Source organism: Salicibibacter kimchii, assembly GCF_003336365.1.
GTDB lineage: Bacteria > Bacillota > Bacilli > Bacillales > Marinococcaceae > Salicibibacter > Salicibibacter kimchii.
The window spans coordinates 1,141,240-1,157,172 of sequence record NZ_CP031092.1; the positions used below are offsets into that span (position 1 = coordinate 1,141,240).

Annotated in this window: 18 protein-coding genes; 3 read left to right on the top strand and 15 right to left on the bottom strand. The window is 42.9% G+C overall.

What is annotated here, in order from left to right; genetic code table 11:
- Position 1: 1 nt before the first annotated feature.
- From DT065_RS05790 to asnB, 3 genes are all read right to left on the bottom strand, one after another.
- Positions 2-1,702: a GMC family oxidoreductase N-terminal domain-containing protein gene (locus tag DT065_RS05790; RefSeq protein ID WP_114371627.1), complete on the bottom strand. Its 1,701-nt coding sequence runs from the start codon at positions 1,700-1,702 to the stop codon at positions 2-4.
- Positions 1,699-2,295: a hypothetical protein gene (locus DT065_RS05795; RefSeq protein ID WP_114371628.1), complete on the bottom strand. Its 597-nt coding sequence runs from the start codon at positions 2,293-2,295 to the stop codon at positions 1,699-1,701. Before DT065_RS05795 ends, DT065_RS05790 begins: the two co-directional genes overlap by 4 nt.
- Before the next feature lie 1,089 nt (positions 2,296-3,384).
- Positions 3,385-4,890 (bottom strand): asparagine synthase B, encoded by a 1,506-nt coding sequence (gene asnB, locus DT065_RS05800; protein WP_114371629.1) that lies wholly within the window; start codon positions 4,888-4,890, stop codon positions 3,385-3,387.
- Between the two features lie 179 nt (positions 4,891-5,069).
- On the opposite strand from asnB, the gene DT065_RS05805 reads away from it, so the two are divergent.
- The 3 genes from DT065_RS05805 to DT065_RS05815 are packed head-to-tail and all read left to right on the top strand — an operon-like array spanning position 5,070 to position 7,747.
- Positions 5,070-6,197 carry an ABC transporter ATP-binding protein gene (locus DT065_RS05805; protein ID WP_114371630.1) on the top strand — a complete coding sequence of 376 codons (1,128 nt, stop codon included), beginning with the start codon at positions 5,070-5,072 and terminating at the stop codon, positions 6,195-6,197.
- An 11-nt stretch (positions 6,198-6,208) separates the two neighbouring features.
- On the top strand, positions 6,209-6,841 hold the full coding sequence (locus DT065_RS05810; RefSeq protein WP_114376115.1) for an ABC transporter permease: 633 nt from the start codon (positions 6,209-6,211) through the stop codon (positions 6,839-6,841).
- 18 nt (positions 6,842-6,859) lie between these two features.
- Positions 6,860-7,747, top strand: a complete 888-nt coding sequence (locus DT065_RS05815) for an ABC transporter substrate-binding protein (RefSeq protein WP_114371631.1) — start codon at positions 6,860-6,862, stop codon at positions 7,745-7,747.
- A gap of 287 nt (positions 7,748-8,034) precedes the next feature.
- Here DT065_RS05815 and DT065_RS05820 read toward each other — a convergent pair whose 3' ends face one another.
- From DT065_RS05820 to DT065_RS05875, 12 genes are all read right to left on the bottom strand, one after another.
- The gene (locus tag DT065_RS05820) at positions 8,035-8,289 is read right to left on the bottom strand and encodes an AbrB/MazE/SpoVT family DNA-binding domain-containing protein (RefSeq protein WP_114371632.1); all 255 of its coding nucleotides are present in this window, start codon (positions 8,287-8,289) and stop codon (positions 8,035-8,037) included.
- Between the two features lie 11 nt (positions 8,290-8,300).
- On the bottom strand, positions 8,301-9,146 hold the full coding sequence (locus DT065_RS05825; RefSeq protein WP_114371633.1) for an Nmad3 family putative nucleotide modification protein: 846 nt from the start codon (positions 9,144-9,146) through the stop codon (positions 8,301-8,303).
- A 10-nt stretch (positions 9,147-9,156) separates the two neighbouring features.
- Complete coding sequence (locus DT065_RS05830) at positions 9,157-9,744, bottom strand: hypothetical protein (protein WP_160112423.1); 588 nt, start codon at positions 9,742-9,744, stop codon at positions 9,157-9,159.
- Positions 9,745-10,240: 496 nt separating this feature from the next.
- Positions 10,241-10,519 carry a hypothetical protein gene (locus tag DT065_RS05835; protein WP_114371636.1) on the bottom strand — a complete coding sequence of 93 codons (279 nt, stop codon included), beginning with the start codon at positions 10,517-10,519 and terminating at the stop codon, positions 10,241-10,243.
- Positions 10,501-11,235, bottom strand: a complete 735-nt coding sequence (locus DT065_RS05840) for an FAD-dependent oxidoreductase (protein WP_114371637.1) — start codon at positions 11,233-11,235, stop codon at positions 10,501-10,503. The genes DT065_RS05835 and DT065_RS05840 overlap by 19 nt, the downstream gene beginning before the upstream one ends.
- A 154-nt stretch (positions 11,236-11,389) precedes the next feature.
- Complete coding sequence (locus tag DT065_RS05845; RefSeq protein WP_114371638.1) at positions 11,390-11,725, bottom strand: nucleotidyltransferase domain-containing protein; 336 nt, start codon at positions 11,723-11,725, stop codon at positions 11,390-11,392.
- Entirely contained in the window at positions 11,695-12,084 is a 390-nt protein-coding gene (locus DT065_RS19815; protein ID WP_418314662.1) for a HEPN domain-containing protein, read from the bottom strand. The genes DT065_RS05845 and DT065_RS19815 overlap by 31 nt, the downstream gene beginning before the upstream one ends.
- Positions 12,085-12,123: 39 nt before the next feature.
- Positions 12,124-12,414 carry a hypothetical protein gene (locus DT065_RS05855; RefSeq protein ID WP_114371640.1) on the bottom strand — a complete coding sequence of 97 codons (291 nt, stop codon included), beginning with the start codon at positions 12,412-12,414 and terminating at the stop codon, positions 12,124-12,126.
- A gap of 39 nt (positions 12,415-12,453) precedes the next feature.
- Complete coding sequence (locus DT065_RS05860; protein WP_114371641.1) at positions 12,454-12,780, bottom strand: DUF4357 domain-containing protein; 327 nt, start codon at positions 12,778-12,780, stop codon at positions 12,454-12,456.
- Positions 12,781-12,805: 25 nt separating this feature from the next.
- Positions 12,806-13,069, bottom strand: coding sequence for an NAD(P)-binding protein (locus DT065_RS05865; protein ID WP_193550824.1), 264 nt, complete (start codon positions 13,067-13,069; stop codon positions 12,806-12,808).
- Positions 13,070-13,203: 134 nt separating this feature from the next.
- Entirely contained in the window at positions 13,204-14,199 is a 996-nt protein-coding gene (locus tag DT065_RS05870; protein ID WP_114371643.1) for a virulence RhuM family protein, read from the bottom strand.
- Between the two features lie 846 nt (positions 14,200-15,045).
- Complete coding sequence (locus tag DT065_RS05875) at positions 15,046-15,927, bottom strand: HEPN domain-containing protein (RefSeq protein ID WP_114371644.1); 882 nt, start codon at positions 15,925-15,927, stop codon at positions 15,046-15,048.
- Between the last annotated feature and the right edge of the window lie 6 nt (positions 15,928-15,933).

Sequence of the window (15,933 nt, forward strand, 5' to 3'; positions counted from 1 at the left end):
CCTAAAAATACTTTTCCACTAACAACTCCGCCGTTCTCACAGCCAGTGCCTGTGTCGTTAAGGTCGGATTGGGGCCGCCGAGGGAATTGTAGTGAACGCTATTGTCAGCGATATAAAGACGGTTGACCTGATAAGCTTCACATGCGTCATCGACGACATATCCCATCCGCATCGTGCTTTCAAAATGAATGTAAACGTTAGGGTTTAAATCAGCGCGATGAACCTCCGTCGCCCCGGCTTTTCGTAACATATCCGTCGCGATTTTGACCAACTCGAATCGTTTCTTTTCATCTTCTTTACTTGGGACATAATGAACGAACGGGACCGGGCCATGCTCATCGGTGATATGCGAATCCAGGGCCACTCTGTTTCGATAATGTGGTTCATCACCGGTTACGATTAATAGGGATAGTGTTTTTCTATAATCATCCATCGCGTCCGCGAGTTCAGAACCTGTGAGCCTGCCTGTTTGATCCCAAAGGTCTGATTCCAGATGCTCGTTGTATCCTGCCTGGCTGGCTCCGAAGAGAATTTGCGCAGCGAGCCCGGGGCTTTCGCCCACATTTTCTATCATCCCAAGTCCCGGGTAATCGAGCCTAGCCCCTGACGTATGGCCGACGAACGGATCAACCGTAGGGCTTCCCAAAATTTCCGTCAACGTTTCTTCATCAAACGTCCCTGTAATAAAATCCATATAATGGTTCGTCAGGCCTCTCCCGACCCACGGGTTATGTGGCAATTCGGAGTTCAGCCATAGACGTGGGGTTTCGAACACCCCTCCGGCCATGACGACAACTTGGGCGCGGATTTCGTCAACCTCTCCGGTCCACGTGTCGCGAATGCGCGCCCCAGTGGCCATTGATTCACCGTTCGCGTCCAGTTCGGTTAAAACCTTCGTCACAAATGTATTCGGCCGAAAGGTCACATTTCCGGTTTTCATGGCTAGCGGCACGTAGCTGATATTGGTGGATCGTTTCGCCATTCGCTCGTAGGAGGGCCCATACGGACAGCCCTGCCCACAATGGCCGCTTAACGTGCACCCTTCCATATGGCTTAACGCTTCCAAAGAATAATTTTCATCCATCAAATGCTCATTCGGAGGCAAAATCGCGTTCGGTTGCGGCCGATAACCGGGACTTGTGGCATCCAGCGTTTGATTGAGGGGAAACCCCGCCTTTTCTGCACTATAATAAAAGAGGGCTTCTTTCGAAGTCGTCGGTGCAAATTCCACCGGTAACGTGTCTTCGACTTTTTCATAATAAGGAACGAGTTCATCGTAGCTGATCGGCCAGTGACCATCGATTGCTTCCGGAAACGCACGTAGCGAGTTCGCATAGTAATGAAGCGTCGTTCCTCCGATCCCGGCATTCGTCCACAATAAAGATTGATCAGGAACGTTTCGGTACCAGGGACTGCGTCGGCGGTCGGCCGGGCCCCAGCGAAATTTCCCGGTCACCACATCATTCATATCATTTTCCCGTCTCGTGATCTGGCTGCGATAGAGCGAACCGTCTAAATCACTCGTGGAGGAACTGTCCTCTGCCTTACCCCGTGTTTGATTCGGCTCCGGCCAGTTTTTATTTCCATACCAAGGTCCAGCTTCAAGGACCAGCACGCGAACGCCCATTTCCCCAAGCTCTTTCGCGATGACGGCACCTCCACCACCCGCGCCTATCACAATCACATCCGGACGCTTCGTCATGCTTCCCCCTCATTTCTCGGCATTTTTAACAAAAAGCCAAGGAAATCACGATAGCCCAGGGACACCCCCGGATAGCCCACTTGCTTCCAACTGATTGGAAAAAATTCAAGCCGACGTTCATCCGGTGGAAGCCGCCGCGTAGACCCGTAAGCGGACCATTCGGAATAATAGCCAAATATAGAGAAACGGTTCAACGCATCAACGACGTGTTTCACCATTCCCGCGTTATTTTGATAGGGGGTCGGTAAGGCGTATAGATCAACTTTCAGCTCTTCGAGGGCAGCCAATGTCCGAACACGATCCTGTCTGGAAAGACGAGCAAATGCCACGTTTTCAGAAAACGACGCTTTTGAAGAAAAATGTATTTTCCCAACGTTTACGAGCTGATTTGCTGCGCTATTCAACATACGCGCGGTGGGGTAAGCGAGCGGAATCGAGATGGTATAAAGTTGCGCCTGAACCGTAATGTACTGATTCAACCCGTCAATCACATACTCATGCACGTTTAAATCCGATGCCAGTTTTTCGCCATGTTCAACATAAGACTCGGAAGGGAGCAGTGCGTCGGTCAGCGCTTGAAACGTCAACGTCACATACGCTTGAGCCTGGGTGGCATCAAAAATGACCCTTCACCTCTTTCTTTTTTAACAAAATACCCAATGTTACTATATGTATCGGACGCCCCTCGTCCTTATGTTCCTTTTGCGCAATAAAGGTGAAGGTATTTCGTGGACGAGTACAGAGTGGTCGAATTATGCGGTCACACCCAAGGGTGAACATCGAAAAAGCATGAGCGCTCCCTCGTTTGGCTGTATAAATGCCTTTTACGGACATTTTTTTTACTGTTCGATTACTGACTTTGGCCGTATGGACGCTTCTTACGGACAATTGTTGCCGGTCCGCCGATGCCGTTTTACGGCTGCTGTACGGGTAACGACCCGACGAACCATATCATTTCCAGATGTGAGCCGTCCTGCACTAGTGGGCTGTTTCAGAAGTTCTTTCCCTTGGTTGATCGCAGAGTGACATGCCACCTTTATGAGGTGCGATAACGCGAATGCCGTCCCCCTCAGAGTGAGAAACCACCCTTTAGACGGACAGGACCGCAAAAATCGTCCCTCTCAACAGGGGCTGAAGCCGGTCAAAGGAGCCGATAACGCTTTTGCATCGGTCACCTTGTATGATCGATGAAATCAACGAAAGTGTTTGTCTTATATATGCGTATCATCGGGAGGAACTCTGAGTATGGCGAACAAAGAGAGAAAGAATTTCTGAGACAGACCACTAGTACTACAATTTTTTCCACCCTCCATCGTTCTGTTTTCATACATTCATTTAAAAAATCATAATCTGTCACTCGATATCATCGGAAATTCTCCCCCGCAACGGCGGAAGGATAATATAGGGAAAAATTTTATGGATTTAATAAATATGAATACTCAAAAAATAATCACGACGGTTACAGAACATACGATAAGCGAAAGCAACTTTCACATCTGATTATCTCGTAAACATAGGGGAACTGGAAATGTTATGGGCTATAACCAAGCGCATATGGAATAAGATAAGAGTAACTTATGGGGACAAAACATGCATCTTTTCATAGTACTGTTGCAAAAACAAAACGCTCGCATTTCCGGCATCAGCAAATCTCCCTCTCTATGTTATAAGCTGACAGGGGGTCAGCTCGTCGCCCAATGGCCGACGGCCGAGAGAATCGAACGGTTAGGGAAATAACGTTTAAAAATCTGGTAGTAAAGGAGTTCCTGTTTGGAGCGCACCCATTCATTTTCCTGATTCGCTTCTTCCACTTCTTGTTCGCCGTATTGTTTTTCAGCGTAAGTTTCGAGAATATCCAACGCGCCGCTTCCCTCGGAAAATTCGGCTTTATCCCGCCAGATAATGTTGTCGGCGAGATCCCCGCCATACGCTTGTCGTAGCACCCATTTTTCAATTTGATCATCTTTTAATTTCAGTTCTGCAGGAATTTTCATTGCATACGTGATCATATCCAAATCCAGGAACGGCGTGCGCAATTCCAAGGAATGCGCCATGCTCATACGATCTGTTCGTTGTGAATTAATGTTATGGAGCGTGTTAATGATCCGGAGCAATTCTTCATTTAACTTATGGGTGTCTTTGATGCCTTTCAAATAATCATATCCTGAATATAATTCATCCGCGCCTTCCCCTGAAAGAATCACTTTCACATGTTTTGCTGCCAATTTTGACACAAAATAGGTCGGAATCGCACTACGGACAAGCGACGCATCAAACGACTCAAGGTGATAAATGACCTCCGGCAGCTGGTCGATTAATTCCTGTTCGGTATAAATATACTCATAGTGTTCCGTACCAATTTCTTCGGCAACTTCACGTGCTCGCCGCACATCTTCACTGTCTGCGCTGCCGACACAAAAGGACTTGAGGGGTTTCTTTGTTTTTCGACGTTCTTGAGCCAACATGGCAATTAAGCTGCTATCCAGTCCCCCGCTTAGCAGAACGCCAACCTCTACATCCGCCATCATCATTTTTTCCACCGCTTTGTTAAGGGATTGACGAATGCCTTTCATCATCTGCGGCAATTCAGAAGCGGGAAAGATATGGTTTTCACCCGGTTGTCGAATCCGGTGATATTCCACAAAACCTTCCTCCGGCGTATAATAGTGCCCGGGCGGAAATTCATGCACATCAGTGGTTACGAGATACAATGTTTTCAACTCTGAAGCAAAAACCACTTCTTCATCTTTATTTTCCCCGTAGTAAAGCGGTTTACTGCCAAGGGTATCTCTGGCTGCCATGAAGGTTTTTTGCTCCGAATCAACAATGACGAACGCAAACGCGCCGTTTAAACGTTTGACAGCTGACGGACCTTCTTGTTCGTACAATTTAAGCGGCACTTCACTGTCTGATTCGGTTATATATTTGGTTGTATCCGGCAGTTCTCTTTTTAACGCTTGATAATTATAAATGACCCCGTCAATAACGATCCATTTTGTGCGATCGTCATTTGCAATTGGTTGTTTTCCATTATGCACGCCCATGATCGACAACCTTCGATGACCGAGATGAAAAGCACCCAATACGACGTCGTCCCCTTCATCGGGGCCACGGTGTGTCATCGATTCCAACACTTGAATCATTTTTTCAGCAGGTAATCGACCAGTCACGGCAACTATGCCACCCATAAAGATGATCACTCCAAAATGAATGTATAATAGATACAGTAATGTTAGTTTACTTAATTCAACACAAAATGTCTAATTCACACAAATCTTGTACTTTTAGTCTTGAATCATGTATGATATTCTTTGTACGCAATTTGGCACTCTATCTTTATGAATTACTACCTAGAAGGCATGATGCTATGATTGAGTTCCGAAATGTCGGCAAGACGTTTGACGACGGTTTTCAAGCCCTCAAAAACATAAATTTAACCATTAACGAAGGAGAATTAGTGACTCTGATCGGGCCATCGGGTTGTGGAAAAACAACAACAATGCGAATGATCAATCGACTGATCGACCCTACGGAAGGGGAAATTTTAATTGATGGGGAAAATATTGAGCGGAAAAACCCTGTACAATTACGACGGAACAGCGGTTATGTGATCCAACAGATCGGCCTTCTGCCACATATGACAATTGAAGAAAATATTTCGATTGTTCCCAAGTTGAAAAAATGGGAAAAAAAGCGATACATAAAAAGTGTCGACGAATTGCTTCATTTGGTCGGGATGGACCCTGGAACGTTTAAAAAACGTTACCCCCGTGAATTGTCCGGGGGCCAGCAACAGCGAATCGGGGTCATCCGCGGCTTGGCGGCAGACCCTCCGATTATTTTGATGGACGAGCCCTTCAGCGCATTGGATCCGATCAGCCGAGAGCAGCTACAAGATGAACTGGTGAAATTACAGAATGAAATCAAAAAAACGATTGTATTCGTGACGCATGATATGGACGAAGCAATCAAAATTGCCAAACGTATCGTTATGATGCGTGATGGTGAAATCATTCAAGTGGACACACCGAATACCATTTTACGCGAGCCAAAAGATGATTTTGTTCGGGAATTCATAGGTTCCGAAAGGTTGAACAAAGAGTTCGGGCAACCAGTCGCACATAGTCTTATGACCAAAGACATCGCGACTGTGCGGGGGAACCGCGATTTGGCTGAAGCTTTCAACTACATGAAAAAAGGCAACATCGATCTGCTGTACATAAAAGGCTCGAAAGAGGAGCTTCTCGGTTACGTCACATTAGAAACGTTGCAGAATCATGATCATAATAAACGAACAACAGTATCCGAAATTATGGCAACGGAGCTGCCCAACGTTACCCCGGATACGTTGTTAACGGAAGTTGCCGATATTTTTACGAAAGAAGGCATTGATCATTTGCCCGTCACGAGCGATAACCAACTGCTCGGACTTATTACTAGATCCAGCATGATTCAAGGTATTGCCGGATGGGAGCAGCAAGGGGGTGGCTCCTGATGGAATTCCTTATGGAGCTGTGGGAATTATTTACGGTCCGCAATGACCAATTGTGGGAAGCAGTGCAAGAACACTTTTTCCTTGTCTTCATTTCTATGGGATTTGCAGTATTAATTTCCGTGCCGCTTGGGGTTGCTTTAACCGGCATGCGTCGCTATGCAGAGCCTGTGATTGGCGTAGCAGCGGTGGCGCAAACGATTCCGAGCTTAGCTTTGCTCGGTTTCATGTTGCCGATATTAGGGATTGGAACGACGAATGCTATTTTTGCGCTCACGGTCTATGCCTTACTTCCGATTTTAAGAAATACGTATACCGGGATCATTGACGTTGATCAGTCATCCGTGGAAGCTGGGCGAGGAATGGGGATGACCCGCGGGCAAATTCTGAGAAAGATTGAGATACCGTTGGCGTTACCGGTGATTATGGCCGGGATTCGTACGTCCACCGTTATTGTTATCGGGATTGCCACATTGGCAACGTTTGTAGGCGCCGGTGGTTTAGGGGACGTCATTATGCGGGGCCTTGCAGTGCAAAATAGTGCCCTTACGTTATTGGGTGCGATTCCGGCAGCAATTTTGGCCATTATTACCGATTTTATTTTGAAGCGTATTGAAGTATGGATGACACCGAAAGGAATAAGATAAAGAAAGGAAGATGTAAAAATGAAAAAAAGTTTACCCCTCTTGGTAGGTTCAGCTTTGTTGCTCAGTGCTTGCGGAGATGATGAAGATACGGTCGTCGTCGGCGGAAAGGACTTTACCGAGCAAATTATTTTAACCCATATGATTGCAGATTTATTAGAAGAAAATACCGATGCCAACATTGAACGAGAGGTCGACGTTGGCAGCACCGATGTGCTGACCCAAGGCATGCAAGACGAGGATATTGACCTTTACGTGGAATACACGGGAACGTCGTATATTACCGTTTTGGATGAAGAAATCGACCCTGAAAATCCTCCTGAAGAGGATGAGATCTACGATGCTGTACAAGAAGCTTACAATGAAGAATTTGATATTTCCTGGCTGGAACCGTTCGAATTTGAAAACCGTTATGCGTTGGCCATGCGGGAAGAAGACACCGACGACATCGACAATCAAAGCGATTTGGTTGACGAAGCCGAAAACCTCGTGATCGGTCATAACGCGGACTTTGCCGAACGACCGGACGGACTCGAACCAATGAATGACATGTATGGCTATGAATGGGGCGGCAATGAACAAATGGACGAAGGGTTAATGTATGATGCCCTTCAAAATGAAGAAGTCGATGTCATTTCAGCCTTTACGACCGACGGCCGTATCCCGGCGTTTGACTTGGAAATTATCGAAGATGACATGAACTACTTCCCGCCTTACTATGCAGCACCGATTATTCGTAACGACATACTTGACGCTCACCCAGAAATCGAAGAAGAACTCGCCGAACTCGCGCCTCTCTTGACGGAAGAAACAATGGCGGATTTAAACGCCCAAGTCGACATCGATACGGAATTGGAAGAAGTCGTGGCGAATGATTTCTTAGTTGAGAATGGGTTGATCGAGGAATAAGATATGCAAGAAAAGGCTTTCGCTTATTGGCGGGAGTCTTTTTTTCTGGATTGGTTACTCTTAATCTGGCACTTTCACAACTTATGCTGATACATCTCAGCTTGCTTTATTCCTCCATCTCTCGCCGCATTTCATTAACTTTTTCCTTATCAAGAAAATAAATTACAATTCAGAATGTTTATGGCGGTGACTGGACGCAATTCTTGATAAGCCATTCCTTAGGGGTGAGCGATCTGGCCACCTTGCGTGTTTAAGTGACTTCATTATACCATATTGTTCTGTTACGCTCAGCGATTCCTGAGTCCTTTCAACGTATTATGGTACTCTTCCATTCCTTCTTGCAGAATTTCGAAAAACTCTGAATCGATTCCATCGGGCACATCCATCTGTTTCTTTTTTTGGATTCGAATTTCATTATTGATCACTTTAACGATTAAGTGATCACCTGCATTCGCTCCTATCGATTTCAGTGCTTCAGTCATACTCACCCCCAGGTTGTTACCAATACGTGTGACTTTGCGGTGCATTTCGCGTTCCTCCATATCACTTCCCCCTATTCATACACCGAACAAGTCCTAATCAATTCCTCCGCCCAAGCCACAACCTCCGGATTGCTGCTCACATACATTTCCTGATCTCCCCTTCCAACGGTTTGTATTTCGATCATACCGTTAGAAAGCACACTCCATGTTTTTATTCTGGGAGTGAATTGATCTTGTTCGCCTTGAAAACAAGCCGGCAATTTCCAAAACGACCGGGCGTTTTTGGCTTCATCGGTAAGGACAAGCCGCGGATCGTAGTGAAAAGACCCCCACCCCGGCTGATTAGCGTCCTTGCTAAACGTCGATGTCGCCACGTAAACACTATTGCGCCCTTTCGCGTGCTCATGGCTGTGCTTAATGTGCGGATGATAGGCGGCCCACGAAGGTATCGAATCCCCTGCCTTGATATCCAGTTCACGGTCCACTTCCAAATATCCGAAAATCGCGTGGACATCAGGGGCATTCGGGACATACTTCCATACGCCAACTTCTTTTCTCGCTTCCTTAAACCATCCGAAGAAAAGAAAAATATCGCCTTCCCCGACATCGCGATTATGTAACGTCCCCTGCGAAATCCCGGACTGGCCAAACAACCCCCGCCATTCTTCCGGATGATTGTCCAACAGCGAACGCCGCAAATCAGGATCCAGATGCGCTTCGGAAAACTGCTTAATCCCCAAATCTTTCATGATCTTCAGGTAGTTTTCTTCGGAAGTGAACTTCATGTCCTTATAAAAAAAACCAGAATCTGCACTCGGAATCGGCAATGACACGAACTTGTTTTCAAGAATTGGACTCGGTTTCCCGCCTGCGCTTCCATCGAAGCCTTTTCTGCTGAGGATGAGTTTTCGGGGCATAGAACACTCCTTATGATAATGTTGTTGACTTTCCCATATGATTTTCTTTTTTGACCTTCTGAAAAATCGGCCAGTGTTGCACGAGTGGAAGGAAAGTGAATAAAAAACCGTCCAAAGCTGAATAAATCGTAATGAAGAATGGAACTAGAAAGGCCATCGCAATATTTGCTTCCGCTTCATTTAGTAACGACAAAAATTCCTGATAAAAAGAGATACTGGCTACCACGATAATGGTGAAGTATGCACCTGTCCGCCTATATTTCGTCGGTTTATTGAGAAAGTCCGTGAAATGAACAAATGAACTTAATAAAATTGGAAGCAACAACAGGGCCACATAAAAAAACAAGGGATTATCAGGTAAAACAGGTAAAATGCCAAGAAACATGCAATAGAACCAAGCATGGATCGCTAAACTTTGTACATTTTTAATTAGTATTTGTTGTTTCTCACTTGCTTCTCCGGCATATCCATACCCGTGTTCTTCGCTTTCGACTTCCTCCTGATTGAGGGTTTTTAAATCTCTTAGTATAAACATTACCACAATTGAAAAAGCCAATGAAGCAATAATGGAAAGTGGATAGTCTTGATTACTAACCACCTCATATAACAAATATAGAATTTGCCCAAGTAAGAGGGAAAACATTACAATTTGAAAAACAAACAGGATTCGCTTTATGTTGAACCGTGATCTCTTCAAACACTTTTCATACAACCATCGTGCAACCATCCATAACCGTTTTTCCGCAAAATTAAGAATGGAAGGCATGAATACGACGAGTATAATTGGCAAAACAATTAAAATAAAAAGCAAAAGACCAGCCAGCATTCACGTCACCTTTTTTCCTTGGCTATCATTGTTCAAGATCCTGTTCATCGCATACTGTCCTGAGCGAACAGCCCCCTCCTAAAATTAGGGAATGCTTCTGCAATTTCACTACAAGCAAAAGCGAACTGATGGAATGGTTCTCGTAACGTTTCTGCAGCGTCTATCTTGCCATATGGACACTGGCGCCATATCCTCCGCCGCAATACGGATCATTCACCCAAGCACTTAACGCCATCTCTTCGTAGTTTTTGGCTTGATCGCCGAAAAATCAGGTTAATAATTGATTCGCCATGCGTCTTTGGCGTTCCTCCCCTTGCTGATCAAATTTTTTTGTCTCGTCTGCGCCAATGAACATGGTCAATCGATGTTCTTCCCCTCTTTTTGATGAATCCATGACAACGACACCTTTGGGATCTGTGTAGACAATTTCCTGTATGCGTTTTTCTTTACCATTCACTAAATGGTTATGCCATAAAGGATGTTTATACACCCATGAAGCCTTAATAACAGCGCCATCCATATAACTATTTAATGCTTCTTGATACACTGTTCCTTCAAATTTGGACTAACAGTAGGAGGAACAGCCATAATCACCGATGTTGCTTCGTACTCACCCGTACTGGTTATAATAGTATACCCTTCCTTTGTTTCTAAAACTTGCTGAACCGGATCTTTGTAAAAAATATTACCGGCTATATTTTTCTCTAAATAGCCAATCGCTTGATTTAACGGTCTTGATGATTGATGCGAAAGGTCACTCATTTCCGATTTGTAACGAGCATTAATCCCTTTTAATGCTCGTGCGCTTACATGTTCCGGATTGATATTTAAAAGCTCGGCGTGATTGCTACTGATGATTTTTTTGAAAACCTCATCATCAAAAAAACGATCATATAAAGCAGACAAACATTCATCAACTTGGCCGTCCCAATCTTCTAAACGAGTGTCAAAATCTGTAAGCTTGTCAATCTCTTGATTCATTGAGCTGATAGAAATAGCATTTTCAGGCACATCCGTCTCTTTCATCTCCATGCCTGATGCCTCGATCAAATGAGCCATTTCAGTCATATCCTTATTTACAAATTGAGGGCCTAATTCGAAAACAAAATCAGAATTAGGCCGATCGGATAAAACCTTCCCACCGGAACGGTTGCTGGCCTCAATCACTTTATAAACGATGCCTTCACGATCAAACGTGTTTGCTGCTGCCAGCCCTGCTAACCCGGCACCAACAACAATTGTTTGGCACTTTTTCGATGCCATTTTTTCACCTTCGTTCTTCCTATTAGAATTTGTCCTAACTTAAAATAAGTTAAAATTCAGAATTTTTACATCGATGATCGAGCGCAATTCTTGATAAGTGATTCTTACTTTAAGGAGGAACGATAGGTCTCTGCACTACATCGAACGGTAAGTTTTAACGAACCGGTTGGGAAAAAACCTCAGAACCATTCTCAAGAATTTCCTTTACAAAAGGGTAATCATCTTGAAAATCCTCACTCTGAAAAGGATGGGGCTCAATTCGAATGTCCACTTCTCTACGGATCTTCATTAAACGCATTGTATCCTCAATAGAATCCCCTGAGAAATCATTAGCAACAACCGCCACATCAATATCACTATCTTCAGTAGCATTCCCGTTCACATAAGAGCCAAAGATATAAACACTTTGAAGGTCGAGTTCTTTTCTCAAAAGGTCAGTATACGCTTGTACAATTTGTTCTATATCTTGTCTAATTCGCTGTGAAGGCATGTGCGCAACTCCTTTATTTTTTCTATATGTTTTGCGGTAAACGCTTCGGTGCTCTTCCGATAAATACTCTGTTTGTAGTCTGGGTAACGAGCATTAATATTAAAAGTTGTTAACATATCAAGTTCATTTGCCTGTTCTTCACTTATTTGAAGATTCGACTTTTCAGCAAGTCTTAACAAGTTATGGATACGAGGGGGGTACGAAAAAAACTTGCTCACATACACGGCTTTTAGTAATTTTTCTATTACGAGATGACCCATGAATAAACACCAATGGAAATCTTTGCTTTTGTATAAGTTCCATCGTTTGATAATCTTTTTCTGCCGTATCTCGCCAATAAGAAATGATTTCCTCTGAATCCATCACAATTCACCTCGGCACCTGTTTCTTAAGATTCATTATAGCATCAGGCCACCTTGATTGATACATTTGCGTTCGATACGCGCTCTATTTATAAACCGAACAATCAATAACCAATTCCTCTGCCCATGCCATAACCTCAGGGTATATAAACTTTTATGCTCATTGCTGTTTTTTATATAAGGATGATAGGCTGCCCATGGAGGAACCAGATCCCCTGCTGCTTTTATATCCCATTCACGATTTTCGGTTAATTTATAGAAGCAAGGAAAGTCGATGGCATCTGGAGGTATCTCCCTGTGTCCCAAGCTCTTATTTATCAATTTCACTTCATCCTCCCAACAGAAAGATGATCCAATGGTGACATCCTATTCCGATCTATATATCTTATTCAATGTTATCCCTTTTTTGTTCTTCCAAGCTGTCCAACCATTTGTATTTCCTCCTTTAACCACAGCAGCTGCTTGACTTGGTGAAGGAAATCGGTGGTCTTCAAGAAATTCATAATGATCTGTTTTGAAAGTTGCTACACCGTCTGCAATAAGAGCTTCACGCTTTTCGCTTACCCAGTTACTTGCACTATTTATAACTTCCTCAACCATCTGGGAACCTTGAAAGATCACAAAACCTTCCTCTGTGTATTGCCCTCTCGCCTTGACCCCTTTACCTTCACAGTAAAATAAATCGTCCCCCACTGATTTGTCCTCGCGTCTCAATTCATCAAATACCGGATAGCCTAGTGAGGAAAGTAAAATTTGAAGCTTTGATCAAACGAGCCATTTCAGTCATATCCTTATTTACAAACTGAGGACCCAATTCAAAGACATAATTAGAGTTTTGCCGATCGGATAAAACTTTCCCACTCGAGCGGTTGCTGGCCTCAATCACTTTATAACCAATGCCTTCACGATCAAGCGCGTTTGCTGCTGCCAGCCCTGCTAACCCGGCACCAACAACGATTGTTTGGTGCTTTTTGGATGAAATTTTTCCCTATTGCCCGAAAAATTTATTCCGGCATATACTTCTTTTCCATCTTTTGAAATGGTAGTGCCATCACATCATTTGGCATTTGCTCCTACCAGTTCATAACTAAATCTATTATTGAAAGTCGCCTGAGATTATCTATCTAACCGTTTATTCTTGATAAAATCCTCAAAGTCATCTCTTTGATCTAGACTTAAGCGATGTTGATGATATTTCTCATACTCACCTATGGCGAGTTGACCTGCGACTTCTTTTGATATTTCGCCTGCATTTTCCAAGATGTCGCGTTCATTAAATTTAAGAAAAGCATTTAATTTATCCGTCCAATTTTCCATATACATAGGTTGATGACGTTTGGCTTGATCTTCTGCATAATTAAGATACATCGTGACAATTCTGTTTAGTGAATCTAATTCATCTTCTGTCAAATAATTTTTGGCTATCGTCACATCACTTTTACGAACTCCTTCACCTTTCCATGTATTTAACCCCATATTTTCTTTTTCCGCATTCGCTCTTTTAGCAATGAGTTCTGCAACAGTATATCCATGGACCGCAAAGTGTAACTTGTTTTGAACTGTTGCAAAAAATTCCCGGGTAATTTCAGCTTGTGGCTCATAATCCACGGAAGTTGCATAAATATCAGTGATCTTTTGGTAAAACCTTTTCTCTGAAGCACGGATGTCTCGAATTCGTTCAAGTAATTCATCAAAATAATCTTCACCAATATTACGCATTTCTTTAAGTCGATCATCATCCATGGCAAAGCCTTTAACCAAATACTCGTTCAATCTTTCAGTTGCCCACCGTCGAAACTGTGTACCACGGTGTGAACGAACTCTATACCCAACAGATAGAATAATCTCAAGATTGTAAAATGAAATATCTCTTTCAACTTCTCTCTTACCTTCCATTTGAATTACTCGATTTTTCCGATTCGTTGATTCTTCATCCAGTTCGCCCTCAGCATAAATATTCTTAATATGCTCATTTATTGTATTAACACCTTTCTGATATAACTCAGCGATCCCTTTTTGTGTCATCCATACGGTTTCATTTTCTAAGCTTACATTGATCATTGTGTCTCCATCTTCAGTTTGACACATAAAAATATCAGACTGGTTTTCCATTTAACCTCCCCCTCGTTATATATTCATCTTTTCTTTTTGATTAAATAGGTATTTAATAATAGTGTTTAACCCTTTTAATTCATCTCCTCCTTTAACCCTCCCTTTATTCATTTATTTATAGAGAACAATTGTTTGTATTTACATTGTATCATACATACGTTCGTAATGGTAGTTATTCTGAGAAGGAGGGGCTGGGACAAAAGTTGTGATCCAAGAAAAATCCGAACATAATGGGTCCATATATCCCCTCTTGAAATACACTTCGGTTTCCGCGGGCAGCCACGCACAGGAGTCTACGTATATTTCCTCCGCTAAGATCATGTATGGTTTGTTTTTAGAGTTGAACACTTTAGTTATGTCCGAGCCTCCATTTTATATCTATTCATACACCGAACAAGCTCTAATCAATTCTTCCGCCCATGCCACAACCTCCGGGTTACCGCTCTCATACATTTCCTGATCTCCCTTGCCAACCGTTTGCATTTCGATCAAGCTTGTTCAACTTGAAAACAAGCAGTCGGTTTCTAAAACGATCGGATGGTTTTGTCTTCGTGAGTCAGGACAAGCTGCGGATCGTAATGAAACCCCACCCCGGTTGTTTGATATGCTTGCTGAACATAAAGGTCGTCACGTAGGCACTATTGCGGCCTTTCGCATGCTCTATCGGCATTATAATGTGCCTGCCATCGAACCCGATATACAGGTTACGATCCAAACGGCTATATAATAGAAGCTAATCAGAATGGGCAACTTAACATAAATTAGAGATTCTATCTGTCGTAAGTAGGCGGAAGTAACATTCCAAGCGTTCATAATGGCGTTAAACACATCGAAGGAACAATTGTATCATTCGTGTTCAAAATTTGATTTACCTATTAACTTAAAATATTTGAATGCTAAAAAAATCCCAATTAGCATATCCCTTAAAGTCCCCTCATCTAATTCAGTCGCACTGTCACCCTCATGAATAATTTCATTGCGTATAGCCCTAAGTTCATTTACTTTTTTATTAATGGATCCGCCGATTTCAGGAAATTGTAACAGCTCAATAAGTTTTGGTAATACTTTATTATACCGGTGATTGAAAGTATTCTTTTCTTTATATAACTTGTCAATCTTAGTATTTGAAGTTTTAGGTATAGTATCTTTGAGAAATGTAGATAATGATACTTCTAAAGAAGATTGAGCTGAAACAATTGAGTGTTTAAAGCTCCCCTCATAATACCTTTCAAAAGCATCTAGCATCAGCATAACTGATATATCATTAATGAGATGATCGGGAACATACCAATAATAAACAGTCGCTTTTGCTATAGCAGCTTCTCCCATAAAATCCGCAGGATAAAGCGTAATTTGATTGGATCCAAAAGGTTTACGCGGAGAATTGCCATGTATTTCAATCGGGAGCACGCCCATACCTAAGGGAGTGTAGTTAATATAAACCAATTTCCCTTTACCTATATCGTCAGTAAGATCTAATTCGTATGGCCTCCCTGGAGTTAAGTCTATCTGTTTACTATTTGATCTGCATCCGATTAAACTATAATGTTGACCTAAACTATAATAGTTAAATGCATGAATCATCTCTTTATAGACATCAAAATCGTTCAAACAATAGGAACATCCTAATCTATCACCATAAAAGAATTTGTGAAAAATCCCTTCCTGAAAATCATACTTCTTCCCGCATTTTTTACACATGTGAAAAACATTAGGTGAAAAATTCATAGTCTT

Coding starts and splice junctions, on each gene's coding strand:
- DT065_RS05875 (WP_114371644.1), bottom strand. CDS start 15,927: ATGAATTTTTCACCTAATGTTTTTCACATGTGTAAAAAATGCGGGAAG.
- DT065_RS05840 (WP_114371637.1), bottom strand. CDS start 11,235: ATGGCATCGAAAAAGTGCCAAACAATTGTTGTTGGTGCCGGGTTAGCA.
- DT065_RS05810 (WP_114376115.1), top strand. CDS start 6,209: ATGGAGCTGTGGGAATTATTTACGGTCCGCAATGACCAATTGTGGGAA.
- DT065_RS05805 (WP_114371630.1), top strand. CDS start 5,070: ATGATTGAGTTCCGAAATGTCGGCAAGACGTTTGACGACGGTTTTCAA.
- DT065_RS05870 (WP_114371643.1), bottom strand. CDS start 14,199: ATGGAAAACCAGTCTGATATTTTTATGTGTCAAACTGAAGATGGAGAC.
- DT065_RS05820 (WP_114371632.1), bottom strand. CDS start 8,289: ATGGAGGAACGCGAAATGCACCGCAAAGTCACACGTATTGGTAACAAC.
- asnB (WP_114371629.1), bottom strand. CDS start 4,890: ATGGGTGGCATAGTTGCCGTGACTGGTCGATTACCTGCTGAAAAAATG.
- DT065_RS05825 (WP_114371633.1), bottom strand. CDS start 9,146: ATGCCCCGAAAACTCATCCTCAGCAGAAAAGGCTTCGATGGAAGCGCA.
- DT065_RS05815 (WP_114371631.1), top strand. CDS start 6,860: ATGAAAAAAAGTTTACCCCTCTTGGTAGGTTCAGCTTTGTTGCTCAGT.
- DT065_RS05845 (WP_114371638.1), bottom strand. CDS start 11,725: ATGCCTTCACAGCGAATTAGACAAGATATAGAACAAATTGTACAAGCG.
- DT065_RS05790 (WP_114371627.1), bottom strand. CDS start 1,702: ATGACGAAGCGTCCGGATGTGATTGTGATAGGCGCGGGTGGTGGAGGT.